Raw genomic sequence first — 20,487 nt, forward strand, 5'->3', positions numbered from 1 at the left:
CTGAAAGTTCGATGATCTTATCAGGTCGGTAGCGGCAACCCGCTTGTTCAGTGGGTCACTTGGTGACCCTCACGAGACCCACACACCACACCGCCGTACGGCCCCGGGAAACCGGTGCCACCGTTGCGACATGTCCCCCGCATGCCACGACAAACCGGTGATATGGGATCCGGCGGCAGTGGAATCCGTGCAGCACCAACGGCACCTGGCGGCCGCATGGACACCACGGAAACGGGGCGTAGGCGCCCCGCCCGGCAGGCAGCCGGACGGGGCCGGTTCCGCCGGGTCACGCCGGCCGTAGGCCTCCGGCCGCGCGCCGGCCTGCCGCCGCCGGCCGGGCTGGTGTGTTCGGGGTCACTCATGAGCAGCATGATGACGCGTGCGCACGGTGTCGCCGCCGACACCGGCGGACCCGGCTACAACAAGCCGCTCCAGTACGTCCGGAAACGGGTCAGGACGAGCAGCCCGACCATGCCGTACCAGCCGGCCAGCAGCAGCCAGTGGCTCTCCAGGACCAGGTCCAGGGCGGCGCGACCGCGCCGGGGCACGGGAAGGACACCGTGCGCCCAGTTGCGCAGGGTCACGTACCAGAACAGGGCGATGGTCACGACCCAGACGACGGCGCAGTACGGGCAGAGGCGGTTGAGTTCGTACAGCGACTGCCAGATCAGCCAGTGGACGAACCCCACCGCTGCCAGCGCCCCGCCGTTCAGCGTCAGCCACAGCGCCCGGTGCAGCCGCGCTCCCGTCAGCACGGTCACACCGAGGACGGCCACCGCGGCGAAGGCGCCCAGGCCGATCAGCATGTTGGGGAAGCCCAGCAGGTTCCCCTGCGGGCTCGCCATGGCGCTTCCGCAGCCCACCACCGGGCTGATGTCGCACGACGGCACGTAGCCGGGGTCCTTGAGCAGCCGCCAGTCGTCGATCGCGAGGCGCAGGGAGGCGAGCCAGCCGACGGCCCCGGTCAGCGTCATGAGCCAGCCGATGCGCCTTTCCGGTGCCGTCGTCGTGCCGGCCGCCCCGCTCATACGGCCCGCCGCCCGCCCGGCGCGGTGCCGGCGCCCGGACGCCGCGGTGCCCCGGCCGCCGTGCGCCGCCGGTAGACCACGTACGGGCGTACGAGATAGCCGACCGGCGCGCTCCACACATGGACGAGACGGGTGAACGGCCAGGCGGCGAAGAGCAGGCAGGCGGTGAGGGCGTGGAGCTGGAACAGCAGCGGGGCACCGGCGATCGCCCCGGGCTCGGGGGAGAGGGCGAACAGCCCGCGGAACCACACCGAGACGGTGGAGCGGTAGTCGTAACCGGCGCCGAAGACGTTGTGGGCGGCGGTGGCGGTGATGCCGAGCAGCACGGTGGCCGACAGCAGCGGGAGGAGCACCTTGTCGCTGCGGTCGGTGCCGAGCCGGATCCGGCGGCTCAGCAGCCGGCGGGCGCACAGCATGCCGAGGCCGGTGACCATGGCGACCCCGGCGACCGAGCCTCCCCACACGGCGACGGTGTGGTACATGTGCTCGTCGACGCCGGCGGCCTCGGTCCACGAGGCCGGCACCGCCAGGCCGGCGACGTGCCCGGCGATCACCATGAACGTGCCGAGGTGGAACAGCGGGCTGCCCCAGCGCAGCCACCGGTGCTCCAGGAGCTGGCTGGTGCGCGAGGTCCAGCCGAACTGGTCCTGGCGGTAGCGCCAGACGTGCCCGACGGCGAACACCGCGAGGCAGACGTAGGGGACGGCGACCCACAGCAGGAGGTCGAAGCCGTCGGCGGAGGCGGCGAGCGGGACGTCGGCGGTGCTCATCGGTGGCCTTCCGGGGTCGTCAGGGGCGGTACGAAGGTGGGCGGGGCCTGCTCGGGCGGGACGAACGCGCCCGGCGGCGCGAACTCGCCGGCCCCGTACGGGTCGAGGCCGACGTCCTCGTTCGGCGGCCCCTGCGCGGCCAGCTCGGCCACCGCCCGCAGATCGGCCTCGGTGGGCGGCGGCAGCAGCGTGATCAGCGCGGCCAGGACGTGCCGGTACGGCGAGTCCGCGTCGGCCAGGGCACGGTGGACCAGTTCGATGCCGCGCCGGTGCTGGCGCAGCGGGGCCTCGCCCTTGCCGGACCCGGTCAGCGCGGCGAACTCGAGGACGACCGGGAGGTGGTCGGGGAGTTCACCGCCGTCGGTGTCCCAGCCGGCCGCGCGGTACCGCTGGGCGAGGGTGAGCAGGGCCATACCGCGGCGGCGGGTGTCGCCGTGCAGGTAGTAGGTGAGGTACAGGCTGCTGCGGCGGCGCAGGTCGAACGCCTCGACGTAGTGCCGCTCCAGCGCGTCCGGCTCCTGTCCGGCGAACCAGTCGGTGAACTCGGCCAGGTGCCCGGCCGCCGGTGAGGGCGGCAGCGCCCCGACGGTGGCGGTGAGCACCGGCCGGGCGGCGGTGAGGCCGGCGTCCGGATACTGGAGCAGCAGCGACATCAGCCGCAGCAGCAGCGCCCGTTGCTCCGTCTCCTCGGGGGTGAGCGGTGCGGTGCGGGGCGTCCGGTCCGGGCGGCGCAGGGCGGCCCGGACCTTGGTACGGACGATCCCGGGCACGGAGGGGGGTCCCCCCGGGCGTCGGGCACCGGGGGAGGGCGGCGGGGTCACAGGTGGCCTCCGGCGGGGGTGTCGGACGTACGGCGGCGCAGGGTGGGGATGCCGAGCATCACGCGGCGGCCGTCGGAGGGCTGGGGGTCGCCGGAGGACTCGACGGGGCAGCGGTTCTCCATGGCGGTCAGGGCGGCGGCGTCCTCCTTGTGCGCGGCGGGGACGACGTAGCGGTCCTCGTACTTGGCGACCGCGAGCAGCCGGTGCAGGTCCTCGGCCTCCCGCGCGGTGAGCCCGGCCGCCTTGATGACGGCCTCGTCGCCCTCCTCGCCGAGCGTGATCCCGCGCATGTACGAGCGGAGCGCGGTGAGCTTCATCAGGACCCCGCCGACCACGTCGGTGTCCCCGGCGGTGAACAGCTCCGCCAGGTACTCCAGCGGGATGCGCAGCCGGGTGACGGCGGCGAACACGTGGTCCGGGTCGTCCTGGTCGCCGCCGGCCGCGTCGACGGCGTCGAGCACCGGGGAGAGCGGCGGCACGTACCAGACCATCGGCAGCGTGCGGTACTCCGGGTGCAGCGGCAGCGCCACCTTGTACTTCGACACCAGGGCGTACACCGGGGAGCGGCGGGCCGCGTCCAGCCAGTCCTCGGGGATGCCCGACTCCCGTGCGGCGGCTATGACTTCGGGGTCGAAGGGGTCGAGGAACACGTCGCGCTGGGCGTCCAGCAGGTCCTTCTCGTCGGGCGTGGCCGCCGCCTCGCCGACCCGGTCGGCGTCGTAGAGCAGCAGGCCGAGGTAGCGCAGCCGGCCGACGCAGGTCTCGGAGCAGACGGTGGGCTGGCCGGCCTCGACGCGCGGGAAGCAGAAGGTGCACTTCTCGGCCTTGCCGGTGGCGTGGTTGACGTACACCTTCTTGTACGGGCACGCCGTCACGCACATCCGCCAGCCGCGGCACTTGTCCTGGTCGACCAGGACGATGCCGTCCTCCACCCGCTTGTACATCGCGCCGGACGGGCAGGCCGACACGCAGGCCGGGTTGAGGCAGTGCTCGCACAGCCGGGGGAGGTGGAAGAGGAAGGTCTGCTCGAACTCGAACTTGACCTTCTGCGCCCACTCGCCCGACAGGTTGGGGTCGGCGCCGGCGTTCTCGGGGGCGCCGCCGAGGCCGTCCTCCCAGTTGGCGCCCCAGGCGATCTCGGTGGGCTTGCCGGTGAGGACCGAGCGGGGCCGGGCGACCGGCATGTCGGGCCCGGCGGGGGCGCTGATGAGGTTGTCGTAGTCGTAGGTGACCGGCTCGTAGTAGTCCTCCAGGGACGGCAGGTCGGGGTTGGAGAACAGCGACAGCAGCCGCTTGACCCGGCCCCCGGAGCGCAGCACCAGCCGGCCGCGCCTGTCGAGCATCCAGCCGCCCTTCCACTGCTCCTGGTCCTCGTAGCGGCGGGGGTAGCCGACACCGGGCTTGGTCTCGACGTTGTTGAACCAGGCGTACTCGACACCGGTGCGGTTGGTCCACGTCTGCTTGCAGGTGACCGAGCAGGTGTGGCACCCGATGCACTTGTCGAGGTTCATCACCATCGCGATCTGGGCCATGACGCGCATCTCAGTACTCCACTTGCTGGCTGCGGCGGCGGATGACGGTGACCTCGTCGCGCTGGTTGCCGGTCGGGCCGTAGTAGTTGAAGGCGTAGGTGAACTGGGCGTAGCCGCCGGCGAGGTGGGTCGGCTTGAGCAGCAGGCGGGTCAGTGAGTTGTGCATGCCGCCGCGCTTGCCGCCGACCTCGGTCTTCGGCACGTTCACGTTGCGGTCCTGGGCGTGGTACATGTACACGGTCCCCTCGGGCATCCGGTGGGTGACCACGGCCCGGCAGGCGACGACACCGTTGCGGTTGTACGCCTCGATCCACTCGTTGTCCTTGACGCCGATCTTCTCGGCGTCCTGGAGCGACATCCAGATGACCGGGCCGCCGCGGGACAGGTCGAGCATGTGCTTGTTGTCCTGGTAGTTGGAGTGGATGGACCACTTCGAGTGCGGGGTCAGGTAGCGGACCGTGACCTCGGCCCGCCCGTCCTCGTGCAGCTGCTCGTCGCCGTAGTGCCGTGGGGTGTTCAGCGGGGGCCGGTAGACGGGCAGTTGCTCGCCGAGTTCGGTCATCCAGTCGTGCTGGACGAAGAAGTGCTGGCGGCCGGTGAGGGTGTGCCAGGGCTTCTTGTGCTCGGTGTTGATGACGAACGGCGAGTAGCGCCGCCCGCCGGTCTCCGAACCCGACCACTCGTAGGAGGTCATCACCGAACGCGGCTGGGTGCGGGTGTCGGCGAAGGTGATCCGCTCGGCCTCGCGTTCGGAGGCGAGTTCCACCAGGCCCTTGCTGCCGGTCTGCCGCTCCAGCTCGCGGAAGCCCTCGGTGGCGAGGCGGCCGTTGGTGGTGCCGGACAGGGCGAGGATCGCCTCGCACATGTCGGAGGCGGTGGCCAGCGACGGCCGGCCGGCGGCCACGCCCTCGCGGACGGTCCCGCAGCGCCTGCGCAGGTCCTCGATCTCCCGGTCGGGGTGGACGGTGACGCCCTTGGTCGTGGTGCCCAGGGTGTCGAGGAGCGGGCCGACGGCCCGCATCTTCTGCGCGGTGGCCGCGTAGTCCCGCTCGACGACCACCAGCTTGGGCATGGTGCGTCCGGGAATCGGCTCGCACTCGCCGGTCTTCCAGTCCCGCACGACCCCGCCGGGCTGGGCGAGTTCGTCGGGGGTGTCGTGCAGCAGCGGTACCGCCAGGACGTCGGTGCGCTTGCCCAGGTGCCCGGCGGCCAGCTCGCTGAACCTGTCGGCGATGGTGAGGAAGGTGTCGTAGTCGGTGCGGGCCTGCCAGGGCGGGGCGATGGCCGGGGTGAAGGCGTGCACGAAGGGGTGCATGTCCGTGCTGGACAGGTCGTCCTTCTCGTACCAGGTCGCGGCCGGCAGGACGACGTCGGAGAGCAGACCGGTGGAGGTCATCCGGAAGTCCATGGTGACCAGCAGGTCGAGCTTGCCCTCGGGCGCCTCTTCCCGCCACACCACCTCCTTCGGCCGGGATTCCGGCGGGGTCTCCCCGGAGCGGACCGCCGCGTCGGTACCCAGCAGGTGCCGCAGGAAGTACTCGTTGCCCTTGCCGGAGGAACCCAGCAGGTTCGCCCGCCACACCGTCAGCACGCGCGGGAAGTTGGCCGGGTCGTCGGGGTCCTCGGCGGCGAACCGCAGCCGCCCCGACTTCAGCTCGTCCACGATGTGCTCGGCGACCGGGCGCCCCTGTGCGGCCGCCTCGTCCGCCAGGTCGAGGGGGTTGCGGTCGAAGCCGGGGTGACCGGGCGTCCAGCCCAGCCGCACGGCCTGCGCCAGGCAGTCGGCGAACGTCTTGCCGGTGAGCTTCCCCTTCCCCAGCGGGGAGGCCAGCTCGTCCGCGCTGAACGCCTCGTACCGCCACTGGTCGGAGTTGAGGTACCAGTAGGAGGTGCCGGCCATGTGCCGGGTGGGCCGCTGCCAGTCGAAGGCGAAGGCCAGGTGCTGCAGGCCCGTGACCGGACGCACCTTCTCCTGGCCGACGTAGTGCGCCCAGCCGCCGCCGTTGACGCCCTGGCAGCCGGTCATGGTGATCAGCGCCAGGAACGCCCGGTAGATGGTGTCGGAGTGGAACCAGTGGTTGGTGCCCGCGCCCAGCGCGATCATCGACCGGCCGTTCGTACGCTCCGCGTTGCGGGCGAACTCCCGGGCGATCCGGGCCGCCTGCGCCGCCGGCACGGACGTGATCGTCTCCTGCCAGGCCGGGGTGTACGGCTCGCCGGCGTCGTCGTACGAGGACGGCCAGCTGCCCGGCAGGCCGGGCCGCTCCACCCCGTACTGGGCCAGCATCAGGTCGAAGACGGTGGTGACCCGGCGCCCGCCGACCCTGCGGACCGGAACACCGCGGACCATGGCCGTGCCACCCTCGGTGGCGCCCTCGTCGAAGCGGGGCAGCGCGATCTCGGCCGTCTCCTCGGCCCGCTCCAGCAGGCTCAGTTCGGGAGTCACCTCGCCGAGGTCGAGGTTCCAGCGGCCCTGCTCCTCCTTCGCCCAGCGGAAGCCGAGCGAGCCGTTCGGGACGACCGGCCCGCCCGTGGCCGCGTCGATCAGGACGGTCTTGGAGGCGGCGTTCTCCTCCTCGTGGCCGAGGTCGGCGGCGGTCAGGAACCCGTCCGGGACGAGACCGCCGTCCGCGTGCTCGCGCAGGGTGACCAGGAACGGCGCGTCGGTGAACTTCCGCAGGTAGTCCTGGAAGTAGGGCACCTCGCGGTCGACGAGGAACTCCTTCAGGACGACGTGGCCCATGGCCATCGCCAGCGCGCCGTCGGTGCCCGGGTGCGGGGACATCCACTCGTCGGCGTGCTTGACGTTGTCCGCGTAGTCCGGGCTGACCGCGACGACCTTGGTGCCGTTGTAGCGGGTCTCGGTCAGGAAGTGCGCGTCGGGCGTGCGGGTGACGGGGATGTTGGAACCCCACATGATCAGATAGCCGGCGTTCCACCAGTCCGCGGCCTCCGGCACGTCGGTCTGGTCGCCGAAGACCTGGGGGGAGGCGACCGGCAGGTCGGCGTACCAGTCGTAGAACGACAGCAGGGTGCCGCCGATCAGCGAGTGGAACCGCGCACCGGCCGCGAACGACGCCATCGACATCGCCGGGATGGGCGAGAAGCCGGCGACCCGGTCGGGGCCGTACCTCTTGACGGTGTGCACCTGGGCGGCGGCGACCAGCTCGCTCACCTCGTCCCAGTCGGCGCGCACCAGCCCGCCCTTGCCACGCGCCCGCTTGTACGCCCGCGCCTTCGCGGGGTCGGACGTGATCTCGGCCCACGCCGCCACCGGGTCACCGAGCCGCCTGCGGGCCTCGCGCCACAGCTTCAGCAGCGCACCGCGCACATACGGATAGCGGACCCGGCTGGGCGAGTAGGTGTACCAGGAGAACGACGCACCGCGCGGGCAGCCGCGCGGCTCGTACTCGGGGCAGTCGGTGCCGATCGACGGGTAGTCGGTGGCCTGGTGCTCCCAGGTGATGAGGCCGTCCTTGACGTACACCATCCAGGAACAGGAACCGGTGCAGTTGACGCCGTGGGTGGAGCGCACCACCTTGTCGTGGGACCAGCGGTCCCGGTAGAAGCCCTCCCACTTCGCGTCGCCCTCACCGAACACCGCGCGCCCGTCGGACGAGACCTCACGGCGGTTCAGCAGTCTGCGCGCGGCCAGCGGCCAGGTCCCCGGGACGGGCTGCTGTCCCCGGCGTGCGCTCTGATCGTTCTCCATGGTCAGGAACTTAGGTTCGCGCCGGGGCGGCGGCCTTGGGCCGAACGGCCCCCGTCGCCCGTCCTACCGGCCCGGTCCCCGGCCGTCCGGCGGGGACCCAGGTCCCCGGCGGCACCGTCGGGCGAACGGGTCCGTGCTCGGACACCGCTCACCGGTGCCGGGCAGCACGACCACGATCAGCGCGCCCCGGTGCCGCGGGTACCGGGCGAGGGCGGTGGCCGCGTCGAGGGCGGCGCCGCCCGGGACACCGGCGAGGACGCCCTCGTACCGGACCGGCCTGCGGGCCGCCTCCTGGGCCCGGGGCAGGACGACGCGGCAGACCTCGTCGTGGACGGAGGTGTCCAGGACGTCGGGGACGAAGCCGGCGCCGGGGCCCCGCGGACGGTGCGGGCCGGGGGAGTCGCCGGAGAGCACCGCAGACTCGGCCGGCTCCACGGCCACCACCCCGACCTCCGGCTTCTTCTCCTTGAGCAGCCGGCCGACGCCTGTCACGGTGCCGACCCCGGCCACCGGGACGTCGACCTGTCCGGCGGTGTCCTGCCGGATCTCCCGGGCGGTGGTCCGGCGGTGGACGTCGGGGTTGGCCGGGCCGGTGAACTGCCGCGGCATGAACCAGCCGTGCCGTTCGGCCGGTTCGGCGGCGCGGGCGACGGCTCTGCGCATGCCCTCGGCGGCCGGGGTGAGGATCGGCTCGGCGCCGTACGCGCAGCAGGGCACGCCGCTCGAGGCTCATGCTCCCGGGCATGGTGAAGGTGACCGGGCAGCCCTTGGCGGCGGCCACCACGGCCAGGCCGATGCCGGTGTTGCCGATGGTCGGTTCGCAGACGGGGTCACCGGGCCGCAGCACGCCGGCGGCCCGCGCGCCGGCCGAGGAGAGGGACCATCGGCCCACCCGGCCGGGACTGATCGGCCGGGGCGCCGGCCCGCCCCCGTGTACGAGGCTTGCACCGACCGATCCGGAGGTATCCCGTGCACCACCGCAACCAGCACCCGTGCGGCTGTGTCCCCCGCCGTCCCCCGTCACGGGGGCTGCGCGCGGCACGGACCGGTCACGGTCCGGCCGCCCGACCCGTCTGCCACGAGTCCCGGGCGGCCGGACGAACACTGGCCACGACCCGGACGCGGGGGACCCGATGAGCGGCGCACGAGCGATCCGGCAGCAGCACCAGGACGTCGCCGACCGGCCGTTCATCGTCATCTGGGAATCCACCCGCGCCTGCCCCCTGGCCTGTCTGCACTGCCGGGCCGAGGCCGTACCGAACCGCGATCCGCGTGAGCTGGACACGGCCGCGGCCAAGGACCTGCTGGCCCAGGTCGCCGCGTTCGGGCAGCCCGCCCCGCTGTTCGTGATCACCGGCGGCGACCCGTTCCAGCGCCCCGATCTGAACGAGCTGATCGCCCACGGCAAGGAGGCCGGCGTCCGCGTCGCCGTGTCGCCGTCCGGCACCCCGACGCTCACCCCCGAGCGGCTGCGGGAGGTGCACGAGGCCGGCGCCGTCGGACTCTCGCTCAGCCTGGACGGCTCCACGGCCGAACTGCACGACGGCTTCCGCGGGGTGCCCGGCGTGTACCGGTGGACGCTCGACGCGTGGGACGCCGCCCGCGCCATGGGCATGAAGGTGCAGATCAACACCACGGTCGCCCGGCACAACCTGCACGACCTGCCGGACGTCGTCCGGCTCGTCCGCGACCACGGGGCGATGCTGTGGAGCGCCTTCTTCCTGGTGCCCACCGGACGCGGCCGGCAACTCGGTGAACTCACCCCCGCCGAGACCGAGGACGTACTGAACTTCGTGTACGACATGGGCCTCACCGTGCCCGCCAAGACCACCGAGGCCCACCACTTCCGCCGGGTGGCGATCCAGCGCGAGATCCTCGCCGGGTCCGGCGACGACCACGTGGCGGTACTGGGGCTCGGCCCGCTCTACCGGGAGCTGCGGGAGCGCTCCGCCGCACTCGGCCTGGACAGCGGAGGCAGGCGGGCCCGCCGCCCCCCGCTGGACGTCAACGCCGCCCGCGGCTTCGTCTTCGTGTCGCACACCGGCACCGTGCACCCCAGCGGATTCCTCCCCCTGGACGCCGGCAGTGTGCGCACCCGGCCCCTGACCGAGATCTACCGCACCTCGGAGCTGTTCACCGGCCTGCGGGACCCCGACCGGCTGGGCGGCCGGTGCGGGAGGTGCGAGTTCCGCCGGGTCTGCGGAGGCTCACGGTCCCGCGCGTACGGCGTCACCGGCGACCCCTACGCCGAGGAGCCCTGGTGCGGCTACCAGCCGGGGTCCTTCCCCCGCCGGCGGGAGCCGGCGTCCCTGCTCGGAGCACTGCCCGCGGCCGGGGAGCGACGTGAACGGCAGCCCTGACAGCCCTGCCCGGCGGCCCGCTCTGCTGGGCACCGCGGCCGGAGCGGTGCTGACCGTGCTGGCCGTGCTCCTCGCCAACAGCGGGGGAGACCCGGGCGGACCGGCCGTCGCCGCGGGCGCCGGAAGCGGCACCGCCGTCACGCGCACCGTCGAGGTCACCCTGTCCGGCATGCGTGTCCGTCCCGCCCGCATCGACGTCACCGCGGGAACCGCCCTGCGCCTGGAGGTCACCAACACCGACGACCGGCGCCACGACCTCAAGGTGGAGAACGGCCCCGCCACCCCGCTGCTCGGCCGGGGCCGGAGCCGTACCCTCGACCTCGGGCCGGTCACCGAGGACCGCGAGGCCTGGTGCACCCTGCCCGGCCACCGCGCGGCCGGCATGACCCTGGACATCGTCGTCCGCGAGACGGCCGGAGGTGCCACGGAGGAAGCCGCCGCCGACGGACACGGCGGGCACTCCTCCGGCACGTCCGACGGCACCGGCCCCGACCTCGGCGCCGGCTTCTCCCGGGGCTGGCAGCCGCGCACGGCCGAACTGGCACCCGCACCCGGCGCACGGATCCACAGGCTGGAGCTGCGTGCCGCCCACACCGAAGTCGAGGTCGCCCCCGGGGTGAAGCAGCGGATGTGGACCTTCGGCGGCACCGCCCCCGGCCCCGCCCTGCGCGGCACGGTCGGCGACGTCTTCGAGATCACCCTGGTCAACGACGACCACGGCATGGGCCACGGCATCGACTTCCACGCCGGATCCCTCGCCCCCGACCGGCCCATGCGCACCCTCGAGCCCGGCGAACGCCTCGTCCACCGCTTCCGCGCGGAGAAGGCGGGGGCCTGGCTGTACCACTGCAGCACCGCCCCCATGCTCCAGCACATCGGCAACGGCATGTACGGCGCCGTCGTCATCGACCCGCCCGGCCTGAAGGAGGTGGACCACGAGTACCTCCTGGTCTCCTCCGAGCTCTACCTCGGCACCCCCGGCAGCACCGCCCAGGTCACCAAGATGCGCGAGGGCACCCCGGACGCCTGGGTCTTCAACGGCGTGGCCGCCCAGTACGCGAAGCGGCCCCTGACCGTGAAGGCCGGTGAGCGGGCCCGGTTCTGGGTGGTCGACGCCGGGCCGAGCGATCCGGTGGCCTTCCACATCGTCGGAACCGTCTTCGACACGGTGTACAAGGAGGGCGCCCACCTGCTGACACCGGACCGGCCCGGTGGCGCGCAGGTGCTGGACCTGGCCCCGGCCCAGGGCGGCTTCGTGGAGACCACGTTCCCCGGGGCCGGACACTACTCCTTCGTCGACCACGACATGCGGCACGCCGAGGCCGGGGCGCACGGCACCGTGGAGGTGAGCCGGTAGTGGACACCGTAGGACCGTGGTCCCTGGTGCGCTTCGCGCACGTGGCGGGTGCCGCACTGTGGGTCGGCGGACAGCTCGCCCTGTCCCTGGTGATCCTGCCGCTCGCCAGGCGGCTGCTCGCCCCGGACGCCAAGGACCGCTTCACCGCCGAGGCGGGACGCCGGTTCGGGATGCTCACCGGCGCGCTGTTCCTGCCGGTGCAGCTCGGCACGGGCATCGCCATGGCCTGGCACAGGGGCGTCACCTGGGCCTCCCTCGCCGAACCCGGCTACGGCCGCACCCTGGCCGCCAAGCTCGCCCTGTTCGTCCTGGTGATGGCGGCCGCGGCCGGTCACGGCATCGCGCACGCGCGACACCGTACGGGCCCGGCCCGCGCCCTCGCCGTCGTCTCCCTCGTCGGCTCCCTGGGCGTCGTCCTCCTGGCCACCGCCCTGCCGGCCACCTGACGCCGCGCGCCGAAGACCCAGGGCCCCTCGGCGCGGGGCGATGGACCGGGCGGCCCCTCGCCCCGCCCCCGGCGGGGCGGAGGGTGGAGACCACGGGCCGTACTCCTCCACACCGGAGGTTCCCCCGACAGCGAGGAGCCACTGTGCAGACCAAGGAGATCGACGCCACCGCGCTGGAGACGCTGCTGGCCGCGGCGGTGGCGGCGCCGTCGATCCACAACACCCAGCCCTGGCGCTTCGGCTTCGACCTGGGCACCCGGGCGGTCACGGTGCACGCCGACCGCAGCCGGGCCCTGGCGCTGGCCGACCCGCACGGACGCGCCCTGCACCTGTCCACCGGCTCGGCCGTCCTCAACCTGCGGGTCGCGGCCGCCCACCTGGGCTGGAAGCCCGTCCCGCACCTGCTGCCGGATCCGTACGATCCGGAACTGCTGGCCACCGTGCAGCTGACCGTCGCCACGGACCCCCTGCCGGCCCACCGCGCCCTGTACCCGGCCGTGGAGCGGCGCCACTCCAGCCGGATGCCGTTCACCGGCCGCCCGGTGCCCGAACCGGTCGTCGCCGGTATGGCCGCCGCCGCGCGGGCCGAGGGCGCCCACCTGTACGTCCCGGACATCCTCCAGACGCGCCGCCTGCTGCGGGTCACGTCGGCGGCCGAGCTGCGCAACACCACCGACGAGGCCCGTACCGCCGAAAGCCGTGCCTGGGTCGCCCCGCCCGGGGCGGGCCCGTACGGCATACCGCTCACCGCCGCCCGCCCGCTGGACGCCGCCGGACGCATGCCGATGCGCGACTTCACCGGCCGGGCGCCCGTGCCGGGGCTGCCGCGGATGCGGTTCGAGCGGCACGCCCAGGTCGCCCTGCTGTGGACCGTCGGCGACCGGCCGCGGGACTGGCTCGCGGCCGGCCAGGCACTGGAACGCGCGCTGCTGGTGGCCACCACGCACGGGGTGCGGACCTCACTGCTCCACCAGGCCATGGAATGGCCGGACCTGCGGGAGGCGATGCGGGTCCCCGGCACCCGGTGGTGCCGCCCGCAGGTGCTGATCCGCTTCGGCTACGGCCCCGAGGCGAAGGGAACGCGTCCCCCACGGGCCGCGGCACGTCCGGCCGACCGGCCGGTGCGGCACGCCGTTCGGACCCCGGTTCCGGGACCGCCGGGCCCCGGTGACGGGGACTGACGGCCCAACGCGGCACCGGGGCCCGCGGCCGATAGTGGTCGTGGGACGCCGGCACACAGCCCCGGCACCCGCGGCGCCGACTGATCCGGGCCGCATCACGAACAGGGAGGACGGACGGCATGCTCCAGCCGTCGAGCAAGTCGAATCGCGCACCGGCACCCGGTGCGGCCGTGACCGGCCGGGCCTGGCTGATGCTGGCCCTGGCCACGGCCGGATTCGCCCTCAACTTCTGGGCCTGGGCACTGCTCAGCCCGCTGGCCCCCCGGCTGCAGGACTCCTTGGGCCTGTCGTCGTTCCAGCAGTCGCTGCTGGTGGCGGTCCCCGTCGTGGTGGGCTCGCTGGGCCGCATCCCGGTCGGCGCGCTCACCGACCGGTTCGGCGGACGGGTGATGTTCCCGCTGGTCTCGGCGGCCACCATCGTGCCCGTGCTCTACCTCGGCCTGGCCGGGCACTCCTCCCTCGCCGCGCTGCTGGCCGGTGGCCTCTTCCTCGGCATCGGCGGCACCGCCTTCGCCGTCGGCGTACCGTTCGTCAGCGCGTGGTTCCCGCCCGAACGCCGGGGCCTGGCCATCGGCGTCTTCGGCGCCGGCATGGGCGGTACCGCGATCAGCGCCCTCACCACGGTCAAGCTGGTCGACGCACACGGAATGGCCAACCCGTTCCTGATCACCGCCGCGGCGCTGGCCGTGTACGCGGTGGCCGCCGCCCTGCTGCTGCGCGACGCCCCCGGACGCACCGTGCCGACCGAGCCGCTGGCACGCCGTCTGACCGCGACCTTCAAACTGGGCGTCACCTGGCAGGCGTCCGCCCTGTACGCGGTGGCCTTCGGCGGCTACGTCGCCTTCTCGGTCTACCTGCCCACCTACCTGAAGACCGGTTACGGCCTCACCCAGGCGGACGCGGCCAACCGGATGGCGGGGTTCGTGCTGCTGGCCGTGGCCATGCGGCCGGTCGGCGGCTGGCTGTCGGACCGCGTCGGACCGGTGCGGGTGCTCGTCGGTTCGCTGGCCCTGGTGGTCGCCGGCGCACTGGCCCAGTCGTTCACCCCTGCCCTGGCGCCCGTCGGCACCATCGCGTTCCTCGTCATGGCCGCGGCGCTCGGCGCCGGAAGCGGCGCGGTCTTCGCCCTCGTGGCCCTGCTGACCCCGCCGAACAAGGTCGGCTCGGTCACCGGCGTCGTCGGTGCGGCCGGCGGCCTGGGCGGCTTCCTGCCGCCGTTGGTCATGGGCGCCCTGTACGGCGCGTACGGCTCCTACGCCGCGGGCCTGGTCCTGCTGGCCCTGGTGGCCGCCGCGGCCCTGGTGTACACCGTGACCGGCGTGCGCCGCGGCGCCACCCGCCGCGTCCCCGCCGGCCGGCCGAACTGACCGTCACACCCCTCGGAGGAGCCACACCATGTGCGAGTACTGCGGCTGCCAGTCCCTGACGACGATCGACGACCTCACCCGCGAGCACGACGCGGTGGTGGATCTGGTCAGCCGCGTCCGGGACGCCCACCGCGCCGGTGACACCGACCGGATGGCCCGGCTGGCCCGGCGGATCGGCGCCGTACTGGAGCCCCACACCCAGGTCGAGGAACACGGGCTGTTCCCCGCTCTCACCGACGACTTCCCCGAGCAGATGGCCGCGCTCGAGGCGGAACACCGCCGCATCGAGGCCGTGCTGGAGGAGGCCGCGGCCGGCACCCCGCGGGACGCCACCTGGCCGGACCGGCTGATCCGGGTGCTCGACCTGCTGCGCGAGCACATCCTCAAGGAGCAGGACGGTGTCTTCCCGGCCGCCCTGGCGGCCCTGTCGACGGAGCAGTGGGAGGCGATCGAGGCGGTGCGTGCCCGGGTCGGCACGCGTAGGGAACAGCCGGCGGGCTGAGACCGGCCTGTGCCCCGGCCGGACACGTGTCCGGCCGGGGCACAGGCGTGGGGTGGCCCGGTGGGTCAGTCGCGGGTGACCTGGGGAGCGATGTCCTCGGTGTAACCGCGGGCCGGAGCGGTGGACTTGACGGCGGCCGTACCGGAGCCGCAGAAGGAGGCGTCCAGCGTGGCGCCGAGTGTGGCGTTCACGGTCCCATTGTTGGAGGTGTTCGCCAGGGAGGTCATGCTGCGGTCGCCGTCGCTGGTGGTGAAGGCGTAGGTGTAGTAGCCCTGGACGGTGCCGGTGTGGCCGTAGACGGTGGTGCCGCAGGAGAGCTTCCGTGCCCTGAGGCCCAGTCCGTACGACTGCTTTCCGTCCGCGGTGACCGGGACCATGGTGGTCATCTCCTCCAGCTGCTCGGCGGGCAGGAGCCTGCCGGACAGCAGCGCGGAGAAGAAGCGGTTGAGGTCCTTCCCGTTGGAGATGACCGCGCCCGCGGACTGGGCCCAGGAGACGGTCTGTTCGGTGGAGTCGACCAGCGGCAGCGTGGTGTCGTCCTGCCGGAGGTAACCGCGGGCGTAGGAGCCGGAGATGGTCGTCCGCGGATGGACGTACGAGGTGTTCCGCAGCCGCAGGGGAGCGAAGATGCGCTGCTGGTACTGGGTGGCGACCGGGGTGCCGGTGATGTGCTCGACGAGCTGCCCCAGTACGACGAAGTTGGTGTTGGAGTAGCTGTAGGCGGCGCCCGGCGTGTTGTTCAGGGGGCGCGCGGTGGACAGGTCGATGAGCTCCTGATAGCTGAAGACCTTGTTCCGGACCGCCTCGAAACCCGGGACGGTGTGGTAGAACATGTCGTTGGTGTAGTCGTACAGACCGCTGCGGTGGCTGAGCAGATGCCGCACGGTGATGCGGTCGTCGGGCAGTGGCCGGGGCAGGTAGCGGTTGGCCGGGGCGTCGAGGTCGACGCGCCCCTCGGCGGCGAGTTGCAGCAGCACCACCGCGGTGAAGGTCTTGCTGACGCTGCCCACGCGAAACCGGCGGCCGGTGTCCATCGCCGTGTGGGCGCCGGTGTCGGCCTCCCCGGTGGCGACGTGGTAGGTCGTGAAGCCCTCGTCGATTCGGGTGAGCGCTCCGGGAGCACCCTGCGAGAGAGCCGTGTCGTGCACGGTCCGCACGGCGGTGAGGTCGGGGGTGGGAAGTGAGGAACTGTCCGCGAGGGCCGGGGAGGCCCCCAGAGTGACGATCAGGGTGGAGCCGGCGAGCGCCAGGCTCACGTCTTTGATCCGCATCCGCATCTTTCTTGATGGTGGGGGAATCGGAGGGCGCCCGCGGCTCCGGATCGGCTCAACTTGCCTTTTCCGTCGGGAAGTCGGAGAAGTCACCGGCGGCCGGGGCGGCACCGGGGGCATCGTAGTGCACCGCCGGCCGCCGGCCCGACACCAGAAACCCGGTCACCGCGGCGTACATCCGCAGCGACCGGCGGAAGGGTCCGGACTCCGCCTCGTGACCCTCGTGTGCGTGGACATGGGCCGGCATGATCATGCGCGGCACGGCCGTCGTGCAGCCGTGCCGTCGTCGAGCCGGCCGAGCGGAGCGGCCGGCCGGAAGGCGGTGTCCGTCACCGGAGAGATGTCGTACAGCGTCAGGGCCGAGACACGCCCGGCGTGTCTCGGCGGGGTGGGAAAAGCCATCGGCCTGAGTGAAGGATTCACCTGTCCCGGACGCGGTGCGTGACAGGGGACACTCAAAACACTGTGATACGTGCCGTCACACGTTGTGGGGAAAATTTCGCTTCGCTGACCACAACATTCCGGGAACCCTGCGACACGATCCCGGTGAAGGGCGCCCGGAACCGTGGGATGAGGTGTCAGGGGCGCTTGGCGCGGTAGAGGCCCCGGCCGCTGCGCCGGATGCGGGACGTGCCGACAAGGCGGTCGAGGGTGCTGCGGACCGCGTTGATGGTCCCGCTGTCGGTGTCACGGCCGAGGGCCGCGGCCACGTCGCGGGCCCGTACGTCCACGTCTCCAGGCGAGCAGCAGCGGGCTGTCGCCCTTGGGGAGCACGAGGTCGCCGAAGGGCAGGGCGGAGTCGCGCACCACCTTGTTCGCCGAGTCGATGTCCTTGAGTACCTTGCCGACGGGCGCGTTGCCGAAGAAGTCGATGCGGGCGTCCACGGCGGGATCCATCCTCCGTAGTGCGGCCGCGCCCTCATGACCGGGCTGGTGCGGCCTCTCGTGACAGCGGTCCGGCACGGCGTACGTCATGTTGCCGGCGTTCGTGGGACCCGGCTGACACGGTGGCAAGCGGTGTGCGGCCGATCTGGGTGCGGCCTGTCGCTTTCGGGCGCTTGACGCCCCGGAGTGCTGAAAATATCTTTCAGTCCCAAGTGGGACGAAGGAAAGAAAATTTCGAGGACGCGCCGACCCCATCTCACAGCAAGGCATGACCGCACCATGAGCGAAGAGAGCAAGTATCACGCCACCGCTGCCGCCATCCTCCCCCTGGTCGGAGGCGCGGGGAACGTGACGTCGGTGGCCCACTGCATGACCCGTCTCAGGCTGGGGCTGCACGACCGGTCCCTCGTACGGGACGAGCAGCTCAAGGCACTTCCCGCGGTCATGGGCGTCGTCGAGGACGACACCTACCAGATCGTGCTGGGGCCGGGGGCGGTGGCGCGTGTCACCCCGGAGTTCGAGGCCCTGGTCGAGGCGGAGAGGGCGGGGGCCTCGTCCCCCGCCCCGGACCACGGGGACGATCCCGTGACGGCCGAGGCGCTCGCCGCACAGGGAGTGGCGCTCAGGGCGGAACGGAAGGCGCGGAACGCCACGCCGTTCAAGCTGTTCCTGCGTCGCGTCGCCAACATCTTCGTGCCGCTGATTCCGGCGCTCATCGGCTGCGGCGTCATCGCCGGCCTGAACGGTCTGCTGGTCAACCTGCACTGGCTGCCGGGAGTCACCCCGGCCCTGGCCGCCGTGGCGTCCGGGTTCATGGCACTGATCGCCGTCTTCGTCGGCCACAACACGGCCAAGGAGTTCGGCGGTACGCCGATCCTGGGCGGTGCCGTCGCGTCGGTCATCGTCTACGCCGGAGTGGCGAACGTCGAGGCGTTCGGCCGTCACCTCTCACCGGGACAGGGCGGTGTACTCGGTGCTCTGGGTGCCGCCTGGCTCGGCGTGTACGTGGAGAAGTGGTGCCGGCGCCGGGTGCCCGAGGCAGTCGACGTCCTGGTGACGCCCACCGTCACCGTGCTCGTGGCCGGTCTGGCGACCCTGTTCGGACTGATGTTCCTCGCCGGCGAGGTGTCCGCCTGGATCGGTGACGCCGCCGACCGGCTGCTGTCCCACGGTGGCGCGGGCGCCGGGTTCCTCCTCGGGGGCCTCTTCCTGCCGCTGGTCATGCTGGGTCTGCACCAGGCCCTGATCCCCATTCACACCACCCTCATCGAGGGGGCCGGCTTCACCGTCCTGCTGCCGATCCTCGCGATGGCGGGAGCCGGACAGGTCGGCGCGGCGATCGCGGTCTACTGCCGGCTGCGGCACAACACCTCGATCCGGGCGACCATCAGGTCAGCGCTCTGGCCCGGCTTCCTCGGCGTCGGCGAGCCCCTCATCTACGGCGTGTCCCTGCCGCTGGGGCGTCCGTTCGTCACGGCCTGCACGGGCGGAGCCTTCGGCGGCGCGTTCGTCGGCCTCTTCAACCAGCTGGGCACAAACGTCGGTTCGACCGCGATCGGCCCCTCCGGGTGGGCGCTCTTCCCACTCCTCGACGGCAACCACGGACCGGGGCGGACGGTCGCCGTCTACGCCGGCGGTCTGGTCGTCGGTTACGCGGCGGGCTTCCTCGCCACCTACTGCTTCGGCTTCACCGGGACGATGCTCGCGGAACTCGACGCGGAACCCGCCGCTCCGGCGGAGGACCGGCCCGTTCCCGCGGAGCGCGCCGCCGAGAAGGCCTGACCCGAGGGCCGCGAAAGACCCTCCACGCACCACGACTCGGCCCGCCCCTCGCACGAGGAGCGGGCCGAGTCGTGGTGCCTGCGCCGATCCTCCGGTACGGGCCGGGGAACGCCGCCCCGTCAGGGCCGGCACAGCGGCGGACTCCCGTCCTCGACGGCGCCCGATGCCGTACGGCGCAGTCGGCGCAGGGCGTCGGCGACCGCCTCGGTACGCGCGCCGGCGGTTCCGAGCGCTCGGCAGGAGTCCGGAGGGCGGCCCCCGACCCGGGGGACCGTCCTCCGGAGAACTCACTTCCGCTGCGTGAGCCGGTCGGAGAGGCCGGTCTCGGCGATGTGCGCGTCGGGGCCGGGCAGGAGGGCGGTCCCCCGCAGTTCGGCGCCGAAGTACCGCGCGTGCGGGGATCGACCGTGCCGGTCGGGTCATGACGGGGCGTCCTCACGCAGACGTGGGCGGGCGGGCCGGCACGGTCGTGCCGCCGGCCCGCCCGGTTCGTGTGCAAGCCCACTGTGGACCACAACGACGGCGGTACGGTGCTGCGATGACCGACGAGAGCCCCGACGGAACGCACCGTGCCGGTCCCCTGCCCAGCCTGGAGAAGGCATGAAACCCAGATCCCGACGCCCTGTCCGCGTCGCCGCCGTACTCGCCGCCGTCCTGCTGGCCACGGCCGCACCGGCCACGGCCGCCGGTACCGGCGGCCCAGGACCGCACGCCCGCGCGGTGCCGCTGCGGGTGGCGACGTACAACATCCACGCCGGGGCCGGCGAGGACCAGGTCTTCGACCTCGACCGCACCGCGGCGGCCCTGCGCGACCTGCACGCCGACGTGATCGGCCTTCAGGAGGTCGACGTCCACTGGGGCGCCCGGAGCGACTTCACCGACGAGGCGCGCGTACTGGCCGGGAAGCTGGGCATGCGGGTGTTCTTCGCACCGATCTACGACCTGGACCCGGCCGCCGGGGACGGCGAGCGGCGGCAGTTCGGCGTCGCCGTGCTGAGCCGCCACCCGGTGCTCGCCGCCGAGAACCACGAGATCACCCGGCTCTCCACCCAGACACCCGATCCGGTGCCGGCCCCGGCGCCCGGCTTCGCCGAAGTGGTGGTCGAGGTACGGGGCGCCCGCGTGCACGTCTACACCACGCACCTGGACTACCGGGCCGACCCGTCGGTCCGCGAGGCCCAGGTGGCGGACATGCTCGGCGTACTGGCCGCCGATCGCGGACCGAAGATCCTGGTCGGCGACTTCAACGCCGAGGCGACGGCCCCCGAACTGGCGCCGCTGTGGGAGCGGTTGCGGGACGCCGCCCCCGACGGCGGTGGGACGTACCCGGCGGTCGACCCCGTCAAGCGCATCGACCTGGTGACCGTCTCTCCCGACATCAGGGTCAGCGGCGCCCGCACGGTGGCGGCGGAGGCGTCGGACCACCGACCCGTGGTCGCGGACCTGAAGGTCCGCCGACACGGCCGCTGAACC

The 20,487-nt window shown here is 72.8% G+C and carries 17 protein-coding genes; 8 read left to right on the forward strand and 9 right to left on the reverse strand.

Features of this window, described 5'->3' with window-relative positions; all coding sequences use genetic code 11:
* Window positions 1-416 precede the first annotated feature (416 nt).
* The 6 genes from ACFXAE_RS04125 to ACFXAE_RS04150 form a co-directional block, all read right to left on the reverse strand.
* The gene (locus tag ACFXAE_RS04125; protein WP_384707622.1) at window positions 417-974 is read right to left on the reverse strand and encodes a vitamin K epoxide reductase family protein; all 558 of its coding nucleotides are present in this window, start codon (window positions 972-974) and stop codon (window positions 417-419) included.
* 50 nt (window positions 975-1,024) lie between these two features.
* Window positions 1,025-1,798: a respiratory nitrate reductase subunit gamma gene (gene narI, locus ACFXAE_RS04130; RefSeq protein ID WP_384707625.1), complete on the reverse strand. Its 774-nt coding sequence runs from the start codon at window positions 1,796-1,798 to the stop codon at window positions 1,025-1,027.
* Entirely contained in the window at window positions 1,795-2,568 is a 774-nt protein-coding gene (gene narJ / locus ACFXAE_RS04135) for a nitrate reductase molybdenum cofactor assembly chaperone (protein ID WP_384707628.1), read from the reverse strand. Before narJ ends, narI begins: the two co-directional genes overlap by 4 nt.
* A 47-nt stretch (window positions 2,569-2,615) precedes the next feature.
* Window positions 2,616-4,160: a nitrate reductase subunit beta gene (narH, locus tag ACFXAE_RS04140; protein ID WP_384707631.1), complete on the reverse strand. Its 1,545-nt coding sequence runs from the start codon at window positions 4,158-4,160 to the stop codon at window positions 2,616-2,618.
* 1 nt (window position 4,161) lies between these two features.
* Entirely contained in the window at window positions 4,162-7,863 is a 3,702-nt protein-coding gene (locus tag ACFXAE_RS04145; RefSeq protein ID WP_384707634.1) for a nitrate reductase subunit alpha, read from the reverse strand.
* Between the two features lie 63 nt (window positions 7,864-7,926).
* A complete protein-coding gene (locus ACFXAE_RS04150; RefSeq protein ID WP_384707637.1) occupies window positions 7,927-8,580 on the reverse strand; it encodes a pyridoxal-phosphate dependent enzyme in 654 nt (217 codons plus the stop codon).
* A 416-nt stretch (window positions 8,581-8,996) separates the two neighbouring features.
* On the opposite strand from ACFXAE_RS04150, the gene ACFXAE_RS04155 reads away from it, so the two are divergent.
* The 6 genes from ACFXAE_RS04155 to ACFXAE_RS04180 all read left to right on the forward strand — a co-directional run bounded on the left by ACFXAE_RS04155 (window position 8,997) and on the right by ACFXAE_RS04180 (window position 15,076).
* Window positions 8,997-10,223: a TIGR04053 family radical SAM/SPASM domain-containing protein gene (locus tag ACFXAE_RS04155; protein ID WP_384707639.1), complete on the forward strand. Its 1,227-nt coding sequence runs from the start codon at window positions 8,997-8,999 to the stop codon at window positions 10,221-10,223.
* The gene (locus ACFXAE_RS04160; protein WP_384707642.1) at window positions 10,207-11,580 is read left to right on the forward strand and encodes a multicopper oxidase domain-containing protein; all 1,374 of its coding nucleotides are present in this window, start codon (window positions 10,207-10,209) and stop codon (window positions 11,578-11,580) included. Before ACFXAE_RS04155 ends, ACFXAE_RS04160 begins: the two co-directional genes overlap by 17 nt.
* Window positions 11,580-12,026, forward strand: coding sequence for a hypothetical protein (locus tag ACFXAE_RS04165; RefSeq protein ID WP_384707645.1), 447 nt, complete (start codon window positions 11,580-11,582; stop codon window positions 12,024-12,026). Before ACFXAE_RS04160 ends, ACFXAE_RS04165 begins: the two co-directional genes overlap by 1 nt.
* Before the next feature lie 143 nt (window positions 12,027-12,169).
* Window positions 12,170-13,207, forward strand: coding sequence for an Acg family FMN-binding oxidoreductase (locus ACFXAE_RS04170; RefSeq protein ID WP_384707647.1), 1,038 nt, complete (start codon window positions 12,170-12,172; stop codon window positions 13,205-13,207).
* A gap of 119 nt (window positions 13,208-13,326) precedes the next feature.
* Entirely contained in the window at window positions 13,327-14,574 is a 1,248-nt protein-coding gene (locus ACFXAE_RS04175) for an MFS transporter (protein WP_384707650.1), read from the forward strand.
* A gap of 28 nt (window positions 14,575-14,602) precedes the next feature.
* Window positions 14,603-15,076: a hemerythrin domain-containing protein gene (locus tag ACFXAE_RS04180; RefSeq protein WP_384707653.1), complete on the forward strand. Its 474-nt coding sequence runs from the start codon at window positions 14,603-14,605 to the stop codon at window positions 15,074-15,076.
* Window positions 15,077-15,141: 65 nt separating this feature from the next.
* Here the strand turns inward: ACFXAE_RS04180 and ACFXAE_RS04185 are convergent, their stop codons facing one another.
* The 3 genes from ACFXAE_RS04185 to ACFXAE_RS04195 form a co-directional block, all read right to left on the reverse strand.
* Complete coding sequence (locus tag ACFXAE_RS04185) at window positions 15,142-16,347, reverse strand: serine hydrolase domain-containing protein (RefSeq protein WP_384707655.1); 1,206 nt, start codon at window positions 16,345-16,347, stop codon at window positions 15,142-15,144.
* Between the two features lie 578 nt (window positions 16,348-16,925).
* Window positions 16,926-17,057: a hypothetical protein gene (locus tag ACFXAE_RS04190; RefSeq protein WP_384707943.1), complete on the reverse strand. Its 132-nt coding sequence runs from the start codon at window positions 17,055-17,057 to the stop codon at window positions 16,926-16,928.
* The gene (locus ACFXAE_RS04195) at window positions 17,035-17,232 is read right to left on the reverse strand and encodes a hypothetical protein (RefSeq protein ID WP_384707945.1); all 198 of its coding nucleotides are present in this window, start codon (window positions 17,230-17,232) and stop codon (window positions 17,035-17,037) included. The genes ACFXAE_RS04190 and ACFXAE_RS04195 overlap by 23 nt, the downstream gene beginning before the upstream one ends.
* A 279-nt stretch (window positions 17,233-17,511) precedes the next feature.
* Between ACFXAE_RS04195 and ACFXAE_RS04200 the strand changes: the two genes are divergently transcribed.
* Together ACFXAE_RS04200 and ACFXAE_RS04205 are read left to right on the forward strand one after the other, a co-directional pair.
* A complete protein-coding gene (locus tag ACFXAE_RS04200; protein WP_384707658.1) occupies window positions 17,512-19,014 on the forward strand; it encodes a PTS transporter subunit EIIC in 1,503 nt (500 codons plus the stop codon).
* 600 nt (window positions 19,015-19,614) lie between these two features.
* A complete protein-coding gene (locus tag ACFXAE_RS04205; protein WP_384707661.1) occupies window positions 19,615-20,484 on the forward strand; it encodes an endonuclease/exonuclease/phosphatase family protein in 870 nt (289 codons plus the stop codon).
* Window positions 20,485-20,487 lie beyond the last annotated feature (3 nt).

Origin of the sequence: Streptomyces sp. NPDC059454, from assembly GCF_042749965.1 — a bacterium.
Taxonomy (GTDB): Bacteria; Actinomycetota; Actinomycetes; order Streptomycetales; family Streptomycetaceae; genus Streptomyces.

What these genes read in the sequence shown, in the direction of transcription:
- ACFXAE_RS04125 (WP_384707622.1), bottom strand. Translation starts at nt 974, where the DNA reads ATGACGCTGACCGGGGCCGTCGGCTGGCTCGCCTCCCTGCGCCTCGCG.
- ACFXAE_RS04180 (WP_384707653.1), top strand. Translation starts at nt 14,603, where the DNA reads ATGTGCGAGTACTGCGGCTGCCAGTCCCTGACGACGATCGACGACCTC.
- ACFXAE_RS04200 (WP_384707658.1), top strand. Translation starts at nt 17,512, where the DNA reads ATGAGCGAAGAGAGCAAGTATCACGCCACCGCTGCCGCCATCCTCCCC.
- ACFXAE_RS04145 (WP_384707634.1), bottom strand. Translation starts at nt 7,863, where the DNA reads ATGGAGAACGATCAGAGCGCACGCCGGGGACAGCAGCCCGTCCCGGGG.
- narI (WP_384707625.1), bottom strand. Translation starts at nt 1,798, where the DNA reads ATGAGCACCGCCGACGTCCCGCTCGCCGCCTCCGCCGACGGCTTCGAC.
- ACFXAE_RS04205 (WP_384707661.1), top strand. Translation starts at nt 19,615, where the DNA reads ATGAAACCCAGATCCCGACGCCCTGTCCGCGTCGCCGCCGTACTCGCC.
- ACFXAE_RS04155 (WP_384707639.1), top strand. Translation starts at nt 8,997, where the DNA reads ATGAGCGGCGCACGAGCGATCCGGCAGCAGCACCAGGACGTCGCCGAC.
- narH (WP_384707631.1), bottom strand. Translation starts at nt 4,160, where the DNA reads ATGCGCGTCATGGCCCAGATCGCGATGGTGATGAACCTCGACAAGTGC.
- ACFXAE_RS04185 (WP_384707655.1), bottom strand. Translation starts at nt 16,347, where the DNA reads ATGCGGATCAAAGACGTGAGCCTGGCGCTCGCCGGCTCCACCCTGATC.
- ACFXAE_RS04175 (WP_384707650.1), top strand. Translation starts at nt 13,327, where the DNA reads ATGCTCCAGCCGTCGAGCAAGTCGAATCGCGCACCGGCACCCGGTGCG.